Source organism: Halodesulfovibrio sp. MK-HDV, assembly GCF_009914765.1.
GTDB lineage: Bacteria > Desulfobacterota > Desulfovibrionia > Desulfovibrionales > Desulfovibrionaceae > Halodesulfovibrio.
This window is the reverse complement of record NZ_WYDS01000020.1, coordinates 60,040-82,353: the sequence shown is the minus strand read 5'-3', so window position 1 is coordinate 82,353 and position 22,314 is coordinate 60,040. Positions and strand designations below refer to the sequence as shown.

Genomic DNA, 22,314 nt, shown 5'->3' with positions numbered 1-22,314 from the left:
GAAAACTAAAAACAGTTATGTCCGCTAATGTACCAATTTTTTTGGCCTTTGTATTCTGCGCCGATCGCGTGGCAGGAGTCAGCAACAAGACTGAGATTATGCTTTTGGGCGATAGCTCTTAACGCATCCCAATCACAAGGATGCCCTGCATAATCGACAGCGATAATTGCCTTCGTCTTTGAGGTGATATTTGCTTCGATGGACTCAACATCAATCAACAACGTATCGGTAAAAACATCTGCAAATACCGGTTTTGCACCACAATACAATACGCTGTTAGATGTAGCAGCAAAGGTGATAGCCGGAACGACTACCTCATCACCTGCTGCTATCCCTAAAGCATGTAATGAGGCATGCAATGCGGCAGTTCCGCTGTTAACAGCCACGCCATACATTGCACCGGTATATTCACAGATAGCCTGCTCAAACTGCGCAACTTGGGGGCCTGTTGTAAGCCAGTCTGACTGAAGCACAGAGATTACAGCCTGAATATCGTCGTCATCAATAAGCTGTCTGCCATAGGGTAAAAACGCTGCATTTTCCATTTGGATTACTCTTCAGCGTACTGGTCAAAGTCGAGAATTCTCTCAACTGACAAAAACTCAGGATTTGTACCAGAATGATAAGCATCCCCTTGTGGTACAGGCGCTCCATGTTCTCCAAGTGGGTTACATGTGTAGTCACACTCGATTGCATAAAATACAATTGATGGGCGAATGACGTAATGGTCATTAAACTCAAGTGTTAAATGCGAATCATCAGCCGGACACATAATTTCATGTAGCTTTTCACCCGGGCGGATCCCTACTATTTTAACAGGCGTACCTTTGCCGTATGCCTCTGCTAAATCCATAATTCTTACTGATGGAATTTTAGGGACAAAAATCTCACCGCCTTGCATCCGTTCAAAATTTTTCAATACAAAATCAACGCCTTGTTGCAAGGTAATCCAAAAGCGAGTCATACCTTCATGCGTTACTGGAATATGCGTTGCACCGTCTTCGAGCAGTTTTTTGAAGAAAGGTACTACTGAACCACGAGACCCCACGACGTTGCCGTAACGAACAACAGCAAATCGTGTATCTTTTCCGCCAGCACTATTATTAGCCGCTACAAAAAGTTTGTCTGAAGCAAGCTTTGTCGCGCCATAAAGGTTGATAGGGTTCGCAGCCTTATCCGTTGAAAGGGCAATGACTTTTCTAACGTTATTAGCAATTGCGGCTTTAATTACATTCTCTGCCCCGTAAACGTTTGTTTTGATACACTCCATGGGGTTATACTCTGCTGCTGGTACCTGCTTTAACGCTGCAGCATGAATAACGTAATCAACTCCATTCATTGCCTGCATCAGGCGCTCGCCATCACGTACGTCGCCAATAAAATAGCGCATACATGGATCGTTAAAATTCTGCTGCATTTCAAACTGCTTCAATTCATCACGAGAAAAAATAATGAGCCTTCTCGGCTTGTAGCGTTCTAAAATCGTTTTGGTATATTTTTTCCCAAATGAACCGGTTCCGCCTGTAATTAAGATCGATTTATTATTAAACATGAATCACCACTTTTCTTGAATGTTCATATGACTAAAAATAAAAAAATTACATCAATACGAATCCAACTCACCCATAAAAAAACATCAGCTCCCCATCTGTGACTCCAGCATAATACAACTTCAAATTACATTGATTAGATCAAAACAAATAAGTCACTATTTTAACGACAGATCACAGCAATACCATCAGCACTGCAAGGACTCCGGACACAATAGCACTTGCCCCCACAATAAACTCTTTTTTCGTCTTTAAAGGTTGATGCCCTAATTCAGGAGCAGAAAGCACGTGCAATGAAATAGTTGAGCCGACTTCATCAATACGGGCACTTACAAGTTGCTTGCTTGCGGCCTTATACATTGTATATAGCGCATCAAGCTCATATTGAGATTCTTTAGACTTACTCTGTGAATGAAGAACCTTCGCTTCCAGTACATTAATAGCTGTTTTTAATGTTGCCAGTTGCTCTTCAATTGCTTTGCGATGCTGTATTAATGGATTATTTTTTTCGCTCCGAACATACTCCTGCAAACCTTTGACTCCAGCATCTGCCATTTTTTTAGCTGACTCAGGAGACGTCGATGTCCATGTAATAAAGACTGTTTCTCCATCCGCGTTCAACGAGACATCAGGAATGGTATTACAGTACTCGGCCATCTGATTGAAACGGTATGAAGCTAGATCCGCCTGACGTTCTGAATTCTGAGGAATACCGACTTTAATCGCTACTTCAGAATAGTATTTAGGGACAAGTACCTTGTACGCAACACCTCCAGCACACATTGTACTTATCATTACAGTTGCTATAATAAATATTTTTCTTGTTCCATATACGCTGCACAATCTCTTTAATATTCAATTTTTTTTTCTATTGTATCTTTCATTTTTACTCTCATTTTTTACTTTACTTTTCATTTTTTTTTACTCATGAACTCACTGAATTTGTTTTTATTGTAAAAAATAAATCATCATAGATATTAAAAACACGTATTAATTATTTTATTAAGAAGATTAAAATTAAATTTAACTTCAAGGTAAAAAAATTTGCACTATGTAATCATACTTATTACTTTATTAAGAATAAAAACATGTTCTTAATACTACTGGTTGCTATCATCTATTTTCAGTTCTCATTATTATACAATGATAATATAAAAATATTTTTCTTTTTGTAGTGAAATACTCACAAACATCATGCTTTCACAATTCATCAGTGCTGATCAAAACAGTGCTGATCAAAACTTACTCCCAGCGGATAGATCATGATAAGTAAGAAAAAGACTGCCTAAATGTACTTTGAGCTACACATTGTTAAAAAAACAAATGGGAGATTTTGGACACATAATAGCTCAATAAGTTGGACTGTATATGATAAAATTATACTTGAGCTAAAGCTCTGTCATAAAAACAAACAAGAACTTGAGAAAAGCATATAGAGTCTTACGAAAACAATTTTTATTCATTTAAAACATGAGGTTAGTCCATGTGCAAATTCATCATGCACTCGCCTTTACGTTCGACACATCGGAAAACAGAATAAAACTCCAAAAACAAAAAAAGGGACTTACGTTTTAACGTAAGTCCCTTTTTTATCTAAACATAGACATCAATAATTTCTAATCTACATTTTTTTTAAGCTATAAACTCATAATTTCAAAAAGATACGGAAAGTAGCGAACACTGTCAGAAGAATTCAAAATTCAGATTATAACACTTCTGTGCATGCTCGAGCGAAATAGGAAATGTTACCAAAGAATTAATAGGTGCGGTGGGCAAAGCATAGAAAAAGGCTATGGAAGGAGAATTTCTAGATATACGACTTCTTTTAAATCAATTCCAAATAAATATGCTGATATGCCATATCAACTGCAACAAAGAACAACATAGCACCCATGAGGTAGTTTACATATGTAAGGTAAGATGTCTTTATTACACTTTTAGAAAGTAACGAACCAAATACTGAATAAAGAAATGGTGCTCCAAAGCCAAGACAACCAAGCAAAACAGACCATACGACAATCCCCCCCCCTTCGATACCAACAGCAGGAAAATGCACTGTCGCTATTGGCAACACAACCAACATGCATTTGGGGTTTAACAACTGCATCAGTAATCCTTCTTTATAGGTAAGATTAACTGCCGCGCTGTCTTTATCAAATGCGCTGCCTGAAGAAGACAGTATCTGATACGTAAGATAAAAAATAAAACAAACGCCCACTCCAGCAATAATAGGCAACTCCTTTTCGCTTATTAATGCACTTCCGGTGTATCCAATCAAGAGAAACCAGAAACACAAAGCTGTTGCGACGCCTAAGGAAAACGGGACATGCTTATAAGAAGCTCTCTGCATTCCGTTAGTTAAACTAAGAATGTTAACAGGACCTGGAGTATACATTACTCCAATCGCATAAAAAATTATCCCTAACATGTCGTTGCCATTATCCTTCTATTTGTTTTTGGTATTGCCTTGGAGATACCCCGTACGATTTTTTAAAATGGCGCGTCATATGGCTTACATCAAAAAAGCCATACTCCATCGCTACATCCGTAGGAGACAATCCAAGCTCAAGAGACTTTCGCACCAGATTTATTTTATAGTTCAGTATGAACTTATGCGGAGGCAAACCGAACTGGCTCCGGAACAGGCGGATAAAATGATATTTGGACATATGTACCTCGCTACTGAGGTCATCAATCGACATATCCTGTTTAATATTATCGCAAATATACTCCTTAGCCCTTACTAACAGGCTATCTTTTTTATCGCGCCACGCATCCGGCTGAAACATCCCCATCCTTTGACTGAGACGTCTCGCAAACTGGTAAAGGAACCATTCATACTCAAGTGAAGAGTTTTTTGCTTCGCTGACATGCTTTGACATCTCCATAACAAACGAATGCAAGACCTGATCAACAAAAAGATTCTCTTCACTTCGAAAAGCATTATCATTTTTCGTGGCAGCACAATCCAGAAGCGGATAAAACTCGCTGGGGTCAAAATACAACATCTGATAGCGCAACGTCAGATTCTCAGCAGGGTTTCCATTATGTACTTCTTCCGGATTAAATAAGATAACACTCCCGGGGAATGCTCTAAGCTGTTGCCCGTTACATGAAAATTCTTGAATGCCATTTAAGGGAGCCCCGATTGCAAACTCCTCATGTGCATGCTTTCCATATGAGAAATCAGTCATAACTGCTTTTAGCAGCATCACTCCTGCACACTTATCTGCACTCAAAAACTGAAATTTATTCTTCTGCTTTGCTGACATTCTCAATCCTTTGCCTTGTCCTAAAGACTAAACAATCTATTAGGCAAAATCTTGGACAAAATTGCTCAATTAACTACCTTGCCGATAACACAGAGGACCGCAAAGTACTATCAACTCACATTGGGCTGATCATAGTGAATCACCTATCATGGAAACTTGGAGGACAGGAAAAGGAGAAGACAGGGACAGAACGCAAAAAAAGACTTGCACCACACCTGCTGGCATGCCGTAAGCCCTTAAAAATATACAAATCCACCAATCTGAATTGAACCGAATCCCTACTGATTTACAATCCGCAGTCTTACATATTCAATTCACGCCGCATGCTCCAGATAACACAAGAAATGCCCTCGACAGGTATCCTTTTTATCTTTGGCGAACACGACATTGAGCATACAAACCAAGAATCAAGCAAACAGCAAAAGCTTTTCCCAATCACCAACAGTTTGCAACCGCCACTTAAAAAAATCTTCTCTTCTACCTAACCAGCAGACAGAGCTGTCGCATAACCACAACTGTTCCACAAAGATGGCAACATCAATCACCCGCTGTTCAGAAAGATTAGGCATCCTCGCCCTCTTCGTTAGGTTCGCTATCGACACAAACCGGTATCACTATCTCAAAAGTACTCCCCTGACCTTCAGAGCTACTGACTGATATTTCCCAACCATGTTCTTCCACGATTTTCCTGACCGTACAAAGCCCCATGCCCACACCATCAGAAAGAGAAGAAAAAAATGGATCAAAAATATAGCTTACAATCTCAGAGCTTATCCCTACGCCATTATCCTCGATTTTAAAGAGACACCCCTCTTTAAGAGGCTCAGCAGTAATTGCTATGCGGCAATCTTCTTTTCTAAACACAACAGCATTCATCAACAACTCTTCCAACATGCGGACAACAAGTCTCCTGTCTGCCTCAATCGTCAGATCATCAACATCAACACTCACTGTTGCAACGTCTGCAAAGCTGATGTCCTTAGATGCAAGCTCCTTTTCTGTTGCAGCATATGCTTCGTCTACAGCCGTTTTCAGCAACACATGTTCTTTCACTCCACGCGAGAGTGAAGCAAAGTCGGAGACGGACGACACAAGCGCTTCCAGACGGGCGGCTTCTACTCGAATAGTATCCAGCTGAGGAACAACATCTTCTCCAGCCATAAGTTCTCTGACGGCAATATTCGCAAACCCGGCGATACTCATGGTCCTGTTACGAATCTGATGAGCAACAGACATTGCCAGTTGTAATAAACGCTGACGATTTGTATCAATCGTCTTTAAATCTCGGAAAGAACGCAATGCAGTGGTAACTGTGACAAACAACTTCTGCGCTGTGAGTTCTGTTTTTTGCTTGTAGTCATTGATATCAAGTTCTGAAATAACTTTATTCTCAGGAGCCTGTCCCGGCTGCCCCGTGCGCAAGATAATACGGGTAAAGGGGTTGTTTAACTCCTCGCGGATACGCCTTGCGACATCCAAACCGGCATGGTTATCTTCCATCACGACATCTAAAAGCACCACGGCAATATCTTCTGTATCCCGCAACAACTCTATAGACTCCTTGCCGCTATAGGCACTGATCAAATCAAGTCCGCGCCCTTCGAATGTAAAATCGTTAAGAACCAGACGGGTAACGGCATGAATCTCCTCCTCATCATCCACAATAAGTATTCGCCACCGCTGCGGTTCACGAATCGCTGGTTCAAAATCTTCCTCATCAGCAAATAACAGATCTTCATCGACTACCACAGGCCATCCCCCTTTTCAGGTTTAACTCTCAGTTTCCTGCTCAGGTAATATTGGAAACGTGATAACAAATCTGGCACCCTGTCCGAGTTCACTGTGACATTCGATAACTCCACCGAGCTTACGTGTTACAAGATTCCACACAATATGCATGCCGAGCCCAGAACCACCACTGCCCATTTTTGTCGTAAAGAATGGCTCAAAAACCCGCTGTATCTGCTCCGGCGTCATGCCTTTTCCATTATCCCGATAATCAATGCTTATGTCTCCATTTGTACGCCTCAACACAATTTCCACAACGCCATTCTGCATTCCCTCAAAACCATGCACCAACGAGTTGCTTATCAAATTCGACATGACTTGCATAATCACCCCGGGATATGTCTTAACAATCGTTCCCTTGGCATCTCCTTCGGCATGCAACTCAACAGTATGCGTTGAACGCTTCCAACGTGGGCGCAAGCTTGTCAGCACCTCACCCAGATAGCCGTACAATTCGAACTCACGCAGCACTTCAGAAGTCTGATCCACAGCGACCTGCTTAAAGCTCTGCACCAAGTTGGCAGCCCGACGCAAATTGCTGACAGTAGCGGCCAAGCCCTCATCGGCAACATGCATAAATTGTTCAAGCGTTGAACGTTTAAAGCTCCCAGCCTTGTACTCTCCTTCAAGCTTTGTAAGGCGTTCCTGCAGGTAGGTCGCACTTGTTAGGCCGATACCTAACGGCGTATTAATTTCATGAGCAACGCCGGCAACCAACCCACCAAGCGACGCCAGTTTTTCCGCTTCAACCAATTGTTGCTGTGCGTTTTGCAAATCCTTCAAAGACTTTTCCAACTCTGCCGTACGTCGCCGCACCCGATCCTCCAGCTCCTGGTTTAGCGCGGCCAGCTCAGCCTGTGACTTTTTAAGATCTGTAACATCGGTTATGAATCCCTCAAGCATCGCCTCTTCTTCTGCCTCCTGCACATACCGTCCTCGTTCTAATACGTGGCGCACTTCACCGGATGAAGAATGCAGTCGATATTCAACAGTAAAACTATTACCGTGCTCAAGCTGTGCATCAATAATCCTTCTAGCATTTTTTCTGTCTTCAGAAGCAATAAGCGACGAGAAGGAAACAACTCCACCCTCCAGCAACTCGTCAGGAGAATATTCCACAAGATCCTTGCTTCCTTCACTTACAAAACGCATAAGCCAATCGGAACCAAACACACTTCTGTATGCCATCCCGGGCATATTTTTCAACAGCACAGCGAACCGTCTACGGCTTTTACGCAATGCCTTTTCAACAACTCTTCGCCGTGCAATATGTATCATCTGAAGAAGAACAATAAGAAAAAGAACACCAATTATGATTTCGATTATAATAATATATTCTCGGTACATCTCAAAAAAAGAAGCGGGACGATCCAAGATGATGCTTCCCTTAGGCAAAGAGTCCTCAGCAATATTCCAACGCTGCAATTCTGGATAACGAAACATAAACTTGTTTGCGCCAGTGCGAACAATGGGAATACTGTTAATATCTGTTCCCGCCAAAATACGCTTTGCCATCTGGGCAGCCGACTTTCCCTGAAAATACCCGCTGATTACATCTCCCCCGATAACGCCCTTGCGCAAATTGAACCCTAAAAGACAATATACCGGAACCGGCATATCTGCCGTAAGAAGTTCACCGATGCTTTCATATGTATAGAACTGCCGTCCCTCGCTGTCCCTGAAATAGACCCCGAGCAAAACCGCGGTGTCTTTTCCCAGTGAAAGCAGTCTTTGGCGCAAACGGCCAACTGGTTCTTCTATGTTATGTTCAAAGTCCACACGCCCTTCAAGACCTCTGAGTTCTTTCAGAATGTACCGCCTCCAACTTTTACCTGTCTTCAGGTAATCATTAATCACGAATATTTTCTTGATATGAGGATGGTTACGGAGCATTTGCTCCACGGTGGCACGGGGCGAAGGAGTTTCTTCAGTTCCGGTAAAAAGTGAAACATTCTTAAGCATGTATGGCTTCAAATCAGCTACACCACAAAAAACAACGGGAATATTCGGCCATAAATCATCACGATGGTAGCGCAGGAAGTCGAAAGCATAGTTGTCTGAAGAAATAATCACACTAAAAGAAATACCTTTATAGCGCTCTGCAAGCATCTTTTTGTAAGCAAGAAAATATGCTGGCGAGAACACCATTTTGGTATCCATATTATCAATATGGAGTATCAAATTGTTCTTATCAGGCTCCAACACATCCTCAACAGCGCGAGTCAGATTTTCCACCCATGTCATTCGTTGGTGATATGAATTCAAAAGCAGAACATGTCGTGGTTCACCCTGCGCATACAACGATGAAGGCAGCATGACGAAGGCGGTCCAGATCACACCCAACAAAACCAAGGCAACAGAGAGTTGGTGGCATCGTTTCATTCCATTACCCCTCAAAATCTACGATTCAGGCTACTGCCAGTGTACGTTATACACACAGTCATCACATTATTATAACAATCGAAGCCTCTTCCATTCTTTGCAAAATAGAATAGCAAAAACGGCTCCACCAGACAGGTAGAACCGNTTTTTTATTATGCTGTTTGGCAGCTCATTTTTTCAATTCTAAGATCATGCAAAAACTTCCAGCCCAGACGTAGGCTTCTCTAAAAAGAAGCAAGACAAGCTATAATTTTTTAGCACAACCTAGTCAGAAAATATCTATAAAGAAAACATTAGTTACAGAAAATCAGATTATTGGAATTTTAAAAGAAAGGGTAGCAAACAGCAAAATCAAAGATATTTAAATGCCCATGGAATATCTGATGCCATTTATCACAACGGAAAATCACAATATGGCGGCATAAATATTTCAAATTTGAAGCAGAGAAAATACATGGGGAATGAGCTTTCTCACTCCAACAAACTGTGCGCTAGTATGAAGTTAACAACCAAGCTCTTGAGGATTTGATCAAAAGAAGTTTTAACGCCATCCAGCAAACATGAAGCCGTCTTGTCTTTAATCACTAAGCATAAATGAGGTCATCTGTGGTTTGAACTAATTTTTTTGAGATGAAGGTACTTACATACAACATAGAAAGTTCAACAAAGAAGATTAGATAAAACCTACCATACGGAACTATTGAACATGTACCTATTCAACAATCTTTCAGATGCTCGTGATATTGCCGACTAATGAAAAGCCACCTTATAACAAAAAAGACCACAAGGTTCACAAGCCCGACTTACCGCTACTGATTAATTATCACCTATCGATTATGACTCTAAGCAGGAACTACCTGTTTGACGGGGAAGCTTACGAACCCTCTTTGTAATTTTTTAATATCATAGTGTTTCGGATTCAAGTTGGCTTGAAGAGCTTCAACTATAAGCTTTTCAGATGGCGGAGTACCGCATGTAAATACATCGATAGCCGCATATCCATGTTCTGGCCACGTATGAATAGAAATATGTGATTCAGAAAGAAGATAAAGCATAGTAATACCATGAGGTGAAAAAGAGTGTTCAACAGAATTTAATTTAGTAAAGGCTCCAGCAGCACATACTGCATTAAGTGTTGATGCAATAACTTTTTTATTATTTAAAGTTGAGAAATCACATCCACTAAGTTCTATTATCCAATGAACGCCACATGACATGCAAGCATTTATATTAACATCTTTTTCAATCATTTTCTTCTGGGGGTAATATTGTAAAAAGTATTTCTATATTTTTTGCTAAAAAGATGCAATAGACACCAGTAAAATGCTTCATAACTGTCCGTTGACATTGCTTAAAACAAGACATACTGTTTTACAAAGTTTTTTTACATATCTAATATATGTTGTGAGTCATGAAAGAAAAATTGAAAGCACTAACGTTTTTTTCTAAAAAAAGTACTGCAACAGCTACACGAGCAAAAAGTTCACACTGTAGCTACTGCAGCTTTTTTTTTACTTGCTATTGGTGGGGGCTTATTTTCCATCACAGAAGAAATGAACTTTGTTGATTCTTTATGGTGGGCAGTGGTCACAATGACTACTGTAGGATACGGCGACATCTCTCCTGCTTCAACAGGGGGAAAGCTTGTCGGTGTTGTGTTAATGCTTACTGGCATCGGAATAGTTGGCTTATTCACAGCAACAGTAGCAAGTGTTTTTGTTGAAAATAAAATTTTGGAGCATAAAGGCATGCGCGATGTTTTAACGGATAACCATATTGTTCTTTGTGGTTGGAATAGCCAGGGAACAAATATTCTTAAAGAGTTAAAAGCTGATGCAAAAATGGAATATTCAGACATCGTTATTCTTGCAGAAATTGAACAATCACCTGTATATGAAGAGCAAGTCCACTTTGTAAAGGGGAGCTTGAATCATGATACAATCAAAAAAGCCAATATCGAAAATGCAAGCACCGTAATTCTACTTTCCGATGACTCAGTAGAATCTGGCTATCGTGATGCAAAAACTGTCATGGATATTTTGTTGCTTAAGAAAGCATGCCCTAACTTGTACATTTGTGCTGAACTTGCAGACTCTATAACTGTAAACCATGCGTTGCAAGCTGGCGCCAACGAAGTTGTTGTTGTCAGCGACTTCCGAAGCAAATTGCTTGCCCAGGCAGCTTTAGACCATGGAATTACAGGTATGGTCTCGGAATTAGTGAGTAACAGGTATGGCAACGTTTTCTATAAGACTCCCCTACCTGATTCATATGTGAATAGAGAATTTTTTAATATTTTTTGTGATATGAAAAAATCACGCAACGTCATTTGTCTCGGTATTCAAAGGGGTTCTGACGATACTGTTATCACAAACCCTAAAGAAGATTTATTACTCGAACAAGGTGACATGTTACTTGTCGTTGCTGAGAGCAGAGATGCTCTGGCTTAATTTTTCTGAAAATAAAGGAGACTCCATGCTGTCGCACTTTGAGAAGGTAAAAAACTTCCTTCATGAAATGGACGTTGCAATTACATCTGAAGATACAAATAATGAATTAGTTGTAATCAATGATGCAGAAAAAGGGATTTGTCATATGGTGATTGATTGTGAAGCACCAATTCTAATCCTTGAACAAGTGATTCTTCCTATCGTTGAAGAAAACACCTTCTTGTATAAAAGACTGCTGCAAATGAACCGCAACCTTGTCCATGGTGCATTCACTTTGGATTCTGATGGCACAAAGGTTATTTTTCGAGACACACTCCAATTAGAAAATCTCGATCGAAATGAACTTGAAGGCTCCATAAAAGCTTTAGAGCTTGGCCTTGTCGAGTTTGGTTCAGAATTGCTTAGCTTTGCTTCAACTAGTTAGAGAACGGAGATTTTAAATGTCTATTTTTAAACGCATGTTTAAGTTCACTCAATCAGAAGCTCATGCTGCCATGGATAAAATCGAAGATCCAATCAAAATGACAGAGCAGGGCATTAGAGATCTTCAGCAAGACATGAAAAGTGCGATGACAGGCCTTGCCGAAGTAAAAGGCATGTCCATTAATACACGCAAGCAGTCAGAATTTGCTCAAAAACGGGCTCAAGAGTATGAAAAAAAAGCCATGCTCCTACTCCAAAAAATGCAGAATGGCGAGCTTGATCCTGCCGAAGCAGAACGCCTTGCAACTTCGGCATTAAATGAAAAAGAAACGCAAGCAGCAGAATATGTTCGCCTTGCAGGTGAGGCAGATCATCACGAGAAACTTGCAGCTCAGCTGCAAGCCAATGTGAATAAAATCAAATCCACCATCACATCATACCAAAATGATCTAACTACACTTAAAGCTCGCTCTAAAACCGCAGCAGCTACAAAGCGAATAAACGAACAAGTTGCACAGATTGATTCTAGTGGCACTGTTGCTATGCTGGAAAAAATGAAAGCAAAAGTCGAGGCGGACGAGGCTCTGGCAACAGCATACGGCGAAGTTGCAAGCATGGAGACCTCCGTTGATGACGAGCTCGATAAAGCCTTACAAGGACCCTCTGCAGGGCAGTCCGAACAGCTTGCAGCCTTAAAAGCGAAAATGGGAATTGCTGGATAAAACCTTATTATTGAAAGTCCTGCAGCGAGTGTTGCGGGACTTTTTTTGGATAACTATATGGGACTTTTTGATTTTTTTAAGAAAAACAGCACACCAACTCAAGAAATCACCAAGACGAACCTTGAGCTAGCAGACTTGCGCACAGGCTGTTTTGTTGACTACGATCTCGACTCATGGAAAGTACAGGCTGCACATAAATATGATTGGGATGGAGACTTCTCGTTCGAATGGCAACTGGTTTCATCATCGAAGACTCAGTATCTGCAAATGGAAGAAGATGACGTAAAAGAATGGAGTTTATTTGAGGACATATCGTACGGCAGTTTAGATGCAAAAGTACGNAAAAAAACTTGCTGAGACTGGAGACCCGCCCAAGACTATCGAATACGATGGTGTTAAATATCAGTTAACAACAGTCTCAGGCGGGCTTTTTTTGCAGAATGGTCAAGATAAAATGAATGTTCCCCCTAAGGAAATGCTTGCGTGGGATTTTGAAAGTGATGACGGTGACCACTATCTTTCAATCGAACAATGGGCGGAAAACGATTTCTCAGCCAGCATTGGTTGGCCTGTTGAAGAATATCAATTTACCAACATACTCCCTGGAGCCAACTAATACATTGCCCAATGTCCCTCTGCATAATATGTCATAAGGACAGGCTTATGCCTTGTGTTCACCTTAATATCTTTGGCAGCTTCAGAGTCAAATAAGCCTTTTCCGAAGCGTATCATTGCAGCAGTCGCATCCTTATTAATAAAACGAGTCTGGAGGTTAGAGAAATCTTTCCCCTCCAGGCTTTTCTTCATTATTTCAGAAGTTGCTTGAGTTGCAGAGGTCGCAAGAATCCATCCCCACTCACCCATTGTAGGAACTTGGTTATGAAACGGCAACGTGCTTAACCCAGCTGCTTCCATTGNTTTTTTTTATGCACAAAAATGCCTTAGGCGAAAAATAGGGGCTTGATGCTTGAGTCACAATAACACCGCCTTTACGTAACTTGCTTCGTATTAGATTATAAAAATCAACACTATACAAATGCATCAAATCTACCGTGTCAGGATCGGGAAGATCAATAATAACAACAGAATATTTTTCATGATTATCTCTCAAATATTTCCCTGCATCCATATGGACTAACAGCAATCTAGGGTCCGCCATTGAGTTCTTATTTAGACGGGTAAGTACTGGATGTGTTCGTGCAAATGTTGTCATATCAGCATCAAGATCAACCAGAGTTACCTTCTCTACTCCATCGTGTTTCCATATTTCCCGCAGAGCAAGTCCATCCCCTCCGCCAAGAATTAGAATATTTGAATGTTCCGCGGCAAGCTTCATTGCTGGATGCACCAGTGGCTCATGATATTTCTCTTCGTCAAAACTAGAAAATTGCTCCTGACCATTGATGAATAGCCAATAGTTATCACGCCATTGCGTCATAACTATTTTTTGAAACTTAGTTTGCTTCGAAAAAATAATCTTATCTTTATACTGGCGTTGTTCACCAAACATAATGATTGGCTTAGCATATAAAGTAATCCCTACTAAGAGAATTGCAGATATGCAAAAGGCACCATAAATCGCTTTTCTTGCAGTAAATAAGTGAGAAAAACGCCACATAAAAATTATTGCGACAATAAAATTCACTGCGGCAAGAGCAATTGGAGTATAAGTAAGCCCTAAATAAGGAAGCGCTACAAAAGCAAACAAGAGACCACCGACAAGCGCACCGTAGTAATCTTTTTCCATTACGTTTGCGATGTTTGTCCGGAGCTCTTCATAGCTATTATTAATACGTGTAACTAAAGGAATCTCAAAACCAATTAACATACCTATAGCAATTGAAATGCTATAGATAACAAGGCTAATATTCTCTGTATAAGCTGCAAGGCCATAGGAAAGTACGGACGCTGATGCACATAATACAGATAATGTGAACTCTACAAACACAAAAACATCAATGAGGTTTTTGTTAAAAGACTTACTTAGCCTGCTCCCAAGTCCCATTGCAAAAAGCATAAGGGACATAACAATAGTCCACTGAAAAATGGCATTTCCTAAAAGATAGGTTGCCAGTGTGGATAGGACATACTCTGCTACAATACCAGCCAATCCAGTTGCGAATACAGCTGCTTTGAGGACAAAGCTTAATGAACGAGTATTAGACACACCAATAAATTGCAAAAGCTGCCGCGATATACGAAAACGCTTCAATATAGGCTGCGCCGATGTTTGGTATTTCCTGATTCACTAGCTCGTCTGTGAGGCTAGCTCCCGGGAGGAGAATGTAATCCGCAAGCATCCGGATGATTGGAATTAAAACGAGACCTAATACAGCATAAACAATGTATGAGCTAAGGCTTTCACTCCAAGATTCAAAGTCCCCTTCTGCAGCTAATCCAATGAGCGTACCAATACTAACGATAACACCAGCAGTGCTAATCCCTACGGCAAGATTGTTTTTTTGAATTTCACTATGAATGTCAAACGGAGTAATCACATTATATAATTTAGCTGCAAGAATTAAGAGACATTGCCCGATTGCCCAATACGCAACCATTGTTAAGAAGCTTCCATCTCCTTGAATTGCACCGAATAAAATAAATCCAGACGCAATCGAACAAGCGGCGGCAATGGCACCTACACTAAGACTTTGTTTGGCGATAAGTTCTGTGCTTACATTGCAATACGGAAGAATGATTTTGTCACATAAAAACCAAGACGCATTGAGAAGTACAATCCCGCTAACGCCATATAACACCAAATCTTTAACATCCTGCATAAAGCCATTGGTTTCTCCGGACAACGCTCCACCAATAGTTAAAACTAACCCAAAATAATATCCGGTTAGCGTAAGCGCTAACGCAGGATTGTCTTTTTCAACCAGTTCTTCTTGTATATTGTATTCTGGGTGCAGCTTGTCGTTAACAATTTTCCCAATAAAAAAAATGGCAAAAAAACCAAGCAATAAGCCACCGCTTTCTAAAATATTCTGTAGTTCCATTCTATTTACCTCCACTGCGTCCACGGGAACGTACTGCTACACTTGAGCGTCCTATTTTCCTCTGCACTCTTGATGAAAATGTGGATTTCTGTGTTTTTTTAGTTGTCTGTACCCTTGTAGAAAAAGCAGGTTTGCCCTTAGAACTTGCTTTTGTAGATAACGTAGGCTTTCCCTTGGAACTTGATCCACGAGATGTGCTGCTGTCATCGACATATTCTGTTTTGCTGTATCCGCTCCTGCGCCCACTGTCTCTTTGAAAAGATCTTTCAGTGAGGTAATCATCATAGCTCCAGCGTCGAGAAGGGTTATAGGAGTTATAAAGAGCATATCCCGCAAACCACACCCATACCGGGCTCATACCATCACGTTGTTCCCATTTACCGTAGTTTGGGTTGTTAACATACTCGGAACCAGGAGAGTTAGCTGCCGGGCTTCCTAATCCATCTTCTTTAGTCCAAACAGTCATGCCCACAAGAGGTTGGGAAGAGTTATAATCACCCTTATACGTTTCCCCCCAAGGCCTCTGTATTTTTTCTAATTTTTTGTTTTCAAGATCTGGAATGATAACAGTATATTTTTGGTAAAAGTCAGAGCCATCTACTTTTTGAGCATCAAGAACAACTGAATAATTTGGAACTGATCTAAACTCTTCTTTTATGATTGTAAGTGGTGGTGTTGGTGTAGCCACCAGAAGTCCAAATGCAACAGCAAAAGGCCCCATAAAACACAAAACAATCATTATAATTTTATATTTTAGAACAATTCTGAGCCAGCCAGGATGGCTAGGGGAGTCTTTTTTAGATTTTATATAGAGCGCTAAGCCAACAAAAAATATAAGACTTAGAGCAATTATCATCTGTTCACTCATTTACCAGTTCCTCCACTTCTAGAACGCAAGGCAACCGTTATACGTACAATTTCCATGTACTTTTGATAACCTTGTATCTCTAGTGAGTAATATTGCATTTTTTCTCTTAAAAAAAAGAGAAAAAAATTGTGACACAATCCCGACGCAAAAGCACCGTATGCCCCGAAATAAAGGGTCCATGAATTCTCACAGCCACACCAGAACCACACCATCACACTTGTCTACAACAATTTGGTATTGTTTCAATTCATGCATCCACAATGTCAACTCAAAAAACTTTGTTTCAGCATAGCCAATTCCTCTAGAATATGAATTTTCAACAAAGCCGTACTAAGAAGAAATTGGATAATAGAACTCAGTGTCAATCGTTACCAAAACAGTCATTCTCAAAATGAAAACCACTGCTCAAAACCATATTTTGTGATCTCCATCCACTTTTAGAGAACATTGTGAGATAAATTTATCTGTAAGAAAAGTTACAATAAGAAGTGACTTAACTATTTTCTCAAGTACTAACGCAACATATTTCAAAAACTGAATTTCGTATTAAATGTAAAAAACAGCTCTACACTTCCCAGAAAGGTTGCATTAAAGAAGCTCTTGAGGTCGACTGTTTGATCTAACTATGACAACGGATTGAACAATTTTAAAATACACCATAGACAAACATGATGTATTAATCTTTTATGAATTAATAGTTAGCTAACAGTTTCGCTAGTTATTTGTTTACAACCAGTAAAAAAGCAGTGTTNAAAAAAAAAAAGACAAATGTCAATATGTTGCAACTGTTTACACCTCAAGTTGTACAATTGAATGAAGTGAATAAAGCACTACGTCGATACTGTTGAGTGTCACAAATTAAAAGATGCATTGTTTTAATTTTTTTTTACAATTAGTAACACTAGTTACAAAAATATTGATGAAATCCGATTAAGATTTTGCCCACTGATAGGCAGGATGTTCCTCTGTTATTTTGATATATAACGGTATTAATTTCATAGATGTTTCCTCAAATGACTGTTGAGACCTAGATAAAACTATTTACACCATCAAATAGATTCTCAACACCACACGTCACCAATGCTTGCGGCAATTTCCTTAACATTGTCAAATGCACCAGCCCCATCACGTTTCTAGATAAACAGAAAACATTTGCTCACTGAAAAGAATCTACACGCTATCACATAGACCTAAACAAATCCTGCGTGGTACTCTTGCTCTACATTTGTATAGAAAGGAGAGTATTTCATGGCTAACCAAGATTATCCCGGTGTTTGTATGTCCTGCTCAAACAAAAGCTGCCAAGTTGTCGCCTCTGACATTGATGCAGTGCGTGAAAGAGTTAAGCACGACCCAATATCTGGATACACAAAAAATATCGTTAACAACCTCACCACGGCAATGAGCGACAAATTTGCTGATGATTATGAAGCATTCCTCGCATTTGATGTGATTAAAGCAGCAATCGTAATGGGTCTAAAAAACGGTCAACTCATTGACCTTAGTGGATTCGGCGAATTTAAAGTTGATACCGTAAATGGCCAAAAAACTGTTACGTTTAAGGCAGCACCAAGCCTTAACGCAGTTATTAAAGAATAACCCCTGCCTTGAGTCAGCATACAAAAAAAGGCGACATCATAATGATGCCGCCTTTTTCTATGTAATCTTGTATCACCCCGAAAAATCCATAAAAAAAAGCTGAATGCTCCAGTGGGTGCATTCAGCTTTTCATTTATTCAAAACGAACTTCTTTTTCACACAGGGCAAGAGGAGTAATTTTCGATACACGTTTTTCGTACGCAATCTTAGAGTTATAAATATGCCTACGCGCAAGATCGTTCAACACCTCGAGATCTTTCTTCCTAAGTGCATCAATAAATTCTAAATGCTCTTCACCCGACTGAATGATATTTTCTCTTTTATCCCAAGCAGCAAAACGAGTGATGTAAAGTTTAATGTGCAGATCTGTAATAATCTCGAGCAATGGAATATTATCCGCACGTTTGTAAATAATATTATGAAACTCTGTGTTGAGCCTGCTCAATTCTTCAATACTTGCCGTGTCTACGCTATCAAGAAATTTTTGCGCAATGGTTTCAAGCCCCGCAAAATCTTCTTCATGCATATTATTCAAGGCAAGACTGTAAGCAAAACTTTCTAAATTAATGCGAATATCAAACACGTCGCTGATTTCTTTCACAGAAAGACTCACAACACGCGCACCCTTGTATCGCTTAATTTCGATAAGCCCTTTGCTCTCGAGCACCTTGAAGGCATCACGAATTACGTGACGCTTAACAGAAAATCTATCTGCCATGTCTGTTTCGCCAAGACGCTCTCTTGGCAACAACTGACCCGAAAGAATTAAATCTTCCAAGTGGTCAGCAACACTCTGGCTAGGTGGACAGTCCTTCATACCAAATTCCTACCATTACTATCTTTTAGAATAACCACCATAAAAATGGCGGTCTGGATAATACCCAACTTTCAACAAAAGGAAAGAAGCTGAGTAAAGTATCTAACATCCTATGTCCAGCTATCGTTCAACCGATGAATAACAACCTATACAACAAAATTGTTGACAATCTTGTCAAGCCCTGACAGAAATTTTTTAATGACCCGTTGTTTTTACATTTTTATTGCGATCAAGGAGTGTGACTGTGCGTAAGATCTGTTCTCTCATCATCATTGCTGCGTTTTTGACCATGAGCATTCCTGCTATGGCTCAAAACAATAAACGTCTCATCATTGCAACCGCTACAACAGGTGGCACCTATTATCCTGTCGGTGTTGGCATCGGCACTCTCATTAGCTTAAAGCTTGCTAAAAATGACGGCATTACCGCTACTGCAATTAACTCAGCAGGTTCCGGTGAAAACATCCAGATGTTGAATAACAAAGAAGCACATTTCGCAATCCTTCAATCACTGTTCGGATTTCAGGCTTCTCGAGGTAAAGGTTTTTATCAGGACAAGCCTATAGACTCTTTCCGCTCCGTAACCATGCTATGGCCAAACGTTGAACACTTTGCCTTAATGAATGAATACGTAAAAACCGGGACAATTGCCGATATCGGTGCGCTCACCGAACGCTTTTCCATTGGCAAACGCGGAAGCGGAACAGAAGGTTCCGGACGTGCTCTCCTCAGCATTCTTGGAATTGATCCGAGCAAACTGAAACTCGAATTTCTTGGATACACCCCCTCTACACAGGCAATGCTCGATAACCGCATCGCTGGCGCAAACATCCCTGCTGGTGTTCCCGCAGCAGCTATAACTCAGCTCTTTGCCATGAGCCACGGAGACGCAACAGTTCTCGATTTCTCCGATGATCAACTCGCACATATCCAGAAAGAATTCCCTATCTGGTACCGCTACGTCATCCCCGCAAAAACATACCCAGGTCAGGAAAAAGATATCCGTACTATCGCACAGCCTAACTTCTTAGCTGTACGTGCCGACCTTCCAGACGAAGTAGTCTACAAGGTTACCAAGACCATCTACGAAAACCTCAATTTTCTCGGTACAATCCACTCCGCTACCAAAAACATGAGCCTCAACAATGCTCTTTACGGCCTGCCTGTGGCACTGCACCCCGGTGCGGTTAAGTACTACCGTGAAGTCGGTATTGAAATTCCTGATCGCCTTATTTCCAAATAAGTTAAATGCCCCGCTAAAGGGTTTGGGGATGCCTCCTGCGGGAGGCATAATAAACAACAAAAGTTACTGACAACTAACGGTATAGAATAAGGTTCAGGTATGGGATTGTTTAGAAAAAAGGGAGTCAAAGCCACAGAAGACTCCGGTGAAGTAATGGTCAGCACACGCGAACTAACAGGCCGCCCTGCTACTGTTTTTTACTGCCTATGTATTGCTGCAAGTGTGTTCCACGTACTCACTAACACGGTATGGTTAATGCCGGAGATTCAAAGAAATGCACTTCATTTTGCTTTCTTTGTTCCACTTGCTTTTATGATTTATCCGTTCAACTTCAAAAGTCTCAACAAGAAGCCATATCTAGATTGGTTCCTTGCAGTACTTAGCGTTGTCTGCGGACTCTATTTAGTATTTTTTGAGGACGCACTGCACGCCCGAAATGAGCAGATGATAGGCCTTGATATCTTCTTTGCAGGATTAACGTTGCTGCTCATGCTGGAGATTGCACGCCGTGCCGCAGGTAAAATTATCCCTCTGCTCGCTGTGTTCTTCTTAAGCTATGCCCTGTACTGGGGACAATTTCTTTCTGGCAACTGGAACTTCCCCGGAGTAACCACCTCGCGAGTACTGTACCGTATGTACTTTGCGCCTGACGGAATTTTCGGCAGCATTGCAACAATCTCTGCATCGTATGTATTTTTGTTTGTGCTGTTCGGCTCGTTCCTTGTAAAATCCGGTGCTGGTGATTTCATCATTAAGCTTGCCATTTCAATTGTCGGGCGTAGCGTTGGCGGCCCTGCTAAAATGGCGGTCTTTTCCAGTGGACTAATGGGTTCTGTTTCCGGCAGCGCGGTTGCAAACACCGTGAGCACTGGCTCCATTACTATCCCGATGATGAAACGAACCGGATTTAGTCCGAAATTTGCTGCTGCTGTTGAGGCTGCGGCAAGTACCGGCGGTCAGATTATGCCGCCGATTATGGGCGCCGGTGCTTTTGTAATGGCTCAGTGGACGCAAATTTCTTACCTGAAAATTGTCGCCATCTCATTTATTCCGGCAATCCTGTATTTCGTCAGCGTAATCTTTTTTGTTCATTCCCGTGCCCGCAGTGAAGGGTTAAAACCAACCGCTGAAGAAGATATTCCACGCTTCTTTGAGGTCTTGAAAGAAGGCTGGCCGTTCTTCATCCCTATTGGCGTGCTCATCACACTTATGAGCATCGGCTACACACCGACCTATGCGGCTTGCTGCGCAATCGGTGCTATTGTCGGGGCTAGCTGGATGACGAAGAATCACCGTATGGGTTTGGCTGACATTGTCGATGCGTTGGCACTCGGCGGCAAGAACATGGTAGCCACAGCTATCATTTTGCTCTGCTCCGGTGTGGTTATCGGCATCGTTCTGTTGGTAAGTCTTGGTGTAAAATTTTCTATGCTTATTTCAACAGTTGCAGGGGCAAGCCTACTTGTGACTATCGGACTCATTGGTGTCGCATCACTCATTTTAGGCATGGGATTACCCGTAACCGCTTCATACATCATTCTGGCTACGCTGAGTGCACCGTTTCTGGTTAACCTCATCAAGCTCCGTTATGTACAGGCTGTTAACCCACAGTTCATTGAATCTATGGGACTGAGTCTCGACATGGTCTCAGACCCGACGACAGCCGGAGCCTTGTTCGCCATTGTCAATTCGCAGGTACCACCAGAGCACGCCACAATCTTTATGCTTGCAGCACATCTGCTTATTTTCTGGTACTCACAATCTGCAAATGTAACCCCGCCAGTATGTCTTGCGGCGTACACAGCTGCAGGTATTGCAAAGTCAGACCCGTTCCAAACAGGAATTCATGCTTTCAAGCTGGCAAGTGGGCTCTTTATCATCCCGATTATGTTTGTATATGAACCGGCAATCCTATTCTTAGGCCCACTATGGCAAACCGTTTTAACTGTCGGGATTATCCTGTTGGCACTCTTCTGCACTGCTGTCTCGCTTGAAGGCGTATATATTCGCAGACTCCATCCGCTGCTTCGCCTTGCATTCGGTTGCACTGCGGTTCTGCTTTATGCACTGCCGGAGCTTCAATGCTGGATTGGAGTAAGTATTTTTGCTACCCTCACAGCAATACTTAAGTACACGAAAGCCTTTGATTTAGATGAACAACCGGAAGAATCCGCGCTGACCGAAGCAGCATAGCAGGA

20 protein-coding genes and 1 pseudogene are annotated in these 22,314 nt (G+C 41.2%); 8 read left to right on the top strand and 13 right to left on the bottom strand.

Translation table 11 applies throughout. The features are described from left to right. Positions 1-5: 5 nt before the first annotated feature. The 9 genes from MKHDV_RS19270 to speD all read right to left on the bottom strand — a co-directional run bounded on the left by MKHDV_RS19270 (position 6) and on the right by speD (position 10,242). Complete coding sequence (locus tag MKHDV_RS19270) at positions 6-545, bottom strand: DegT/DnrJ/EryC1/StrS family aminotransferase (RefSeq protein WP_371416035.1); 540 nt, start codon at positions 543-545, stop codon at positions 6-8. Between the two features lie 5 nt (positions 546-550). After that, positions 551-1,552 (bottom strand): UDP-N-acetylglucosamine 4,6-dehydratase (inverting), encoded by a 1,002-nt coding sequence (gene pseB / locus MKHDV_RS15250; RefSeq protein ID WP_160716786.1) that lies wholly within the window; start codon positions 1,550-1,552, stop codon positions 551-553. A 172-nt stretch (positions 1,553-1,724) separates the two neighbouring features. Continuing rightward, complete coding sequence (locus MKHDV_RS15245; RefSeq protein WP_160716784.1) at positions 1,725-2,345, bottom strand: hypothetical protein; 621 nt, start codon at positions 2,343-2,345, stop codon at positions 1,725-1,727. A gap of 1,030 nt (positions 2,346-3,375) precedes the next feature. After that, positions 3,376-3,978 (bottom strand): LysE family translocator, encoded by a 603-nt coding sequence (locus tag MKHDV_RS15240; RefSeq protein WP_160716782.1) that lies wholly within the window; start codon positions 3,976-3,978, stop codon positions 3,376-3,378. Positions 3,979-3,988: 10 nt separating this feature from the next. Beyond that, positions 3,989-4,822, bottom strand: a complete 834-nt coding sequence (locus MKHDV_RS15235) for an AraC family transcriptional regulator (protein WP_160716780.1) — start codon at positions 4,820-4,822, stop codon at positions 3,989-3,991. A gap of 407 nt (positions 4,823-5,229) precedes the next feature. Then, complete coding sequence (locus MKHDV_RS15230; protein ID WP_160716778.1) at positions 5,230-5,391, bottom strand: hypothetical protein; 162 nt, start codon at positions 5,389-5,391, stop codon at positions 5,230-5,232. Continuing rightward, entirely contained in the window at positions 5,384-6,571 is a 1,188-nt protein-coding gene (locus MKHDV_RS15225) for a hybrid sensor histidine kinase/response regulator (protein WP_160716776.1), read from the bottom strand. Before MKHDV_RS15225 ends, MKHDV_RS15230 begins: the two co-directional genes overlap by 8 nt. Positions 6,572-6,592: 21 nt before the next feature. Then, complete coding sequence (locus tag MKHDV_RS15220) at positions 6,593-8,992, bottom strand: ATP-binding protein (protein WP_160716774.1); 2,400 nt, start codon at positions 8,990-8,992, stop codon at positions 6,593-6,595. A gap of 842 nt (positions 8,993-9,834) precedes the next feature. After that, positions 9,835-10,242 carry an adenosylmethionine decarboxylase gene (gene speD, locus MKHDV_RS15215; protein ID WP_216846940.1) on the bottom strand — a complete coding sequence of 136 codons (408 nt, stop codon included), beginning with the start codon at positions 10,240-10,242 and terminating at the stop codon, positions 9,835-9,837. Positions 10,243-10,449: 207 nt separating this feature from the next. On the opposite strand from speD, the gene MKHDV_RS15210 reads away from it, so the two are divergent. The 5 genes and pseudogenes from MKHDV_RS15210 to MKHDV_RS19260 form a co-directional block, all read left to right on the top strand. Next, the gene (locus MKHDV_RS15210; protein ID WP_256370013.1) at positions 10,450-11,442 is read left to right on the top strand and encodes a TrkA family potassium uptake protein; all 993 of its coding nucleotides are present in this window, start codon (positions 10,450-10,452) and stop codon (positions 11,440-11,442) included. A gap of 25 nt (positions 11,443-11,467) precedes the next feature. Further along, positions 11,468-11,866 (top strand): YbjN domain-containing protein, encoded by a 399-nt coding sequence (locus MKHDV_RS15205; protein WP_174239248.1) that lies wholly within the window; start codon positions 11,468-11,470, stop codon positions 11,864-11,866. A 16-nt stretch (positions 11,867-11,882) separates the two neighbouring features. Further along, positions 11,883-12,587 carry a PspA/IM30 family protein gene (locus MKHDV_RS15200; protein WP_160716770.1) on the top strand — a complete coding sequence of 235 codons (705 nt, stop codon included), beginning with the start codon at positions 11,883-11,885 and terminating at the stop codon, positions 12,585-12,587. A gap of 57 nt (positions 12,588-12,644) precedes the next feature. After that, positions 12,645-12,928: pseudogene (locus MKHDV_RS19265) on the top strand (DUF4178 domain-containing protein); the annotation flags it as partial. Between the two features lies 1 nt (position 12,929). Then, positions 12,930-13,203 (top strand): DUF4178 domain-containing protein (locus MKHDV_RS19260; RefSeq protein ID WP_216846938.1); only part of this gene is annotated, 274 nt, incomplete at its 5' end. Positions 13,204-13,505: 302 nt separating this feature from the next. Here the strand turns inward: MKHDV_RS19260 and MKHDV_RS19255 are convergent. From MKHDV_RS19255 to MKHDV_RS15175, 3 genes are all read right to left on the bottom strand, one after another. After that, the coding region (locus MKHDV_RS19255) for a polyamine aminopropyltransferase (RefSeq protein ID WP_371416038.1) at positions 13,506-14,754 on the bottom strand (1,249 nt) is incomplete at its 3' end. Further along, positions 14,747-15,589 (bottom strand): DUF350 domain-containing protein, encoded by an 843-nt coding sequence (locus tag MKHDV_RS15180; protein ID WP_160716764.1) that lies wholly within the window; start codon positions 15,587-15,589, stop codon positions 14,747-14,749. The genes MKHDV_RS19255 and MKHDV_RS15180, both read right to left, overlap by 8 nt. A 1-nt stretch (position 15,590) precedes the next feature. Further along, a complete protein-coding gene (locus tag MKHDV_RS15175) occupies positions 15,591-16,457 on the bottom strand; it encodes a hypothetical protein (protein ID WP_160716762.1) in 867 nt (288 codons plus the stop codon). Between the two features lie 1,248 nt (positions 16,458-17,705). Between MKHDV_RS15175 and MKHDV_RS15170 the strand changes: the two genes are divergently transcribed. After that, positions 17,706-18,056, top strand: a complete 351-nt coding sequence (locus MKHDV_RS15170) for an HU family DNA-binding protein (RefSeq protein WP_160716760.1) — start codon at positions 17,706-17,708, stop codon at positions 18,054-18,056. A gap of 133 nt (positions 18,057-18,189) precedes the next feature. Here MKHDV_RS15170 and MKHDV_RS15165 read toward each other — a convergent pair whose 3' ends face one another. After that, positions 18,190-18,873, bottom strand: coding sequence for a GntR family transcriptional regulator (locus MKHDV_RS15165; RefSeq protein WP_160716758.1), 684 nt, complete (start codon positions 18,871-18,873; stop codon positions 18,190-18,192). A 244-nt stretch (positions 18,874-19,117) separates the two neighbouring features. Between MKHDV_RS15165 and MKHDV_RS15160 the strand changes: the two genes are divergently transcribed. Both MKHDV_RS15160 and MKHDV_RS15155 read left to right on the top strand, forming a co-directional pair. Next, positions 19,118-20,116, top strand: coding sequence for a TAXI family TRAP transporter solute-binding subunit (locus MKHDV_RS15160; protein WP_254060497.1), 999 nt, complete (start codon positions 19,118-19,120; stop codon positions 20,114-20,116). A 99-nt stretch (positions 20,117-20,215) separates the two neighbouring features. After that, complete coding sequence (locus tag MKHDV_RS15155; protein WP_160716756.1) at positions 20,216-22,309, top strand: TRAP transporter permease; 2,094 nt, start codon at positions 20,216-20,218, stop codon at positions 22,307-22,309. The last annotated feature ends 5 nt before the right edge of the window (positions 22,310-22,314 follow it).

What these genes read in the sequence shown, in the direction of transcription:
- MKHDV_RS19270 (WP_371416035.1), bottom strand. Translation starts at nt 545, where the DNA reads ATGGAAAATGCAGCGTTTTTACCCTATGGCAGACAGCTTATTGATGAC.
- pseB (WP_160716786.1), bottom strand. Translation starts at nt 1,552, where the DNA reads ATGTTTAATAATAAATCGATCTTAATTACAGGCGGAACCGGTTCATTT.
- MKHDV_RS15245 (WP_160716784.1), bottom strand. Translation starts at nt 2,345, where the DNA reads ATGATAAGTACAATGTGTGCTGGAGGTGTTGCGTACAAGGTACTTGTC.
- MKHDV_RS15240 (WP_160716782.1), bottom strand. Translation starts at nt 3,978, where the DNA reads ATGTTAGGGATAATTTTTTATGCGATTGGAGTAATGTATACTCCAGGT.
- MKHDV_RS15235 (WP_160716780.1), bottom strand. Translation starts at nt 4,822, where the DNA reads ATGTCAGCAAAGCAGAAGAATAAATTTCAGTTTTTGAGTGCAGATAAG.
- MKHDV_RS15230 (WP_160716778.1), bottom strand. Translation starts at nt 5,391, where the DNA reads ATGCCTAATCTTTCTGAACAGCGGGTGATTGATGTTGCCATCTTTGTG.
- MKHDV_RS15220 (WP_160716774.1), bottom strand. Translation starts at nt 8,992, where the DNA reads ATGAAACGATGCCACCAACTCTCTGTTGCCTTGGTTTTGTTGGGTGTG.
- speD (WP_216846940.1), bottom strand. Translation starts at nt 10,242, where the DNA reads ATGATTGAAAAAGATGTTAATATAAATGCTTGCATGTCATGTGGCGTT.
- MKHDV_RS15205 (WP_174239248.1), top strand. Translation starts at nt 11,468, where the DNA reads ATGCTGTCGCACTTTGAGAAGGTAAAAAACTTCCTTCATGAAATGGAC.
- MKHDV_RS15200 (WP_160716770.1), top strand. Translation starts at nt 11,883, where the DNA reads ATGTCTATTTTTAAACGCATGTTTAAGTTCACTCAATCAGAAGCTCAT.
- MKHDV_RS15180 (WP_160716764.1), bottom strand. Translation starts at nt 15,589, where the DNA reads ATGGAACTACAGAATATTTTAGAAAGCGGTGGCTTATTGCTTGGTTTT.
- MKHDV_RS15175 (WP_160716762.1), bottom strand. Translation starts at nt 16,457, where the DNA reads ATGAGTGAACAGATGATAATTGCTCTAAGTCTTATATTTTTTGTTGGC.
- MKHDV_RS15170 (WP_160716760.1), top strand. Translation starts at nt 17,706, where the DNA reads ATGGCTAACCAAGATTATCCCGGTGTTTGTATGTCCTGCTCAAACAAA.
- MKHDV_RS15165 (WP_160716758.1), bottom strand. Translation starts at nt 18,873, where the DNA reads ATGAAGGACTGTCCACCTAGCCAGAGTGTTGCTGACCACTTGGAAGAT.
- MKHDV_RS15155 (WP_160716756.1), top strand. Translation starts at nt 20,216, where the DNA reads ATGGGATTGTTTAGAAAAAAGGGAGTCAAAGCCACAGAAGACTCCGGT.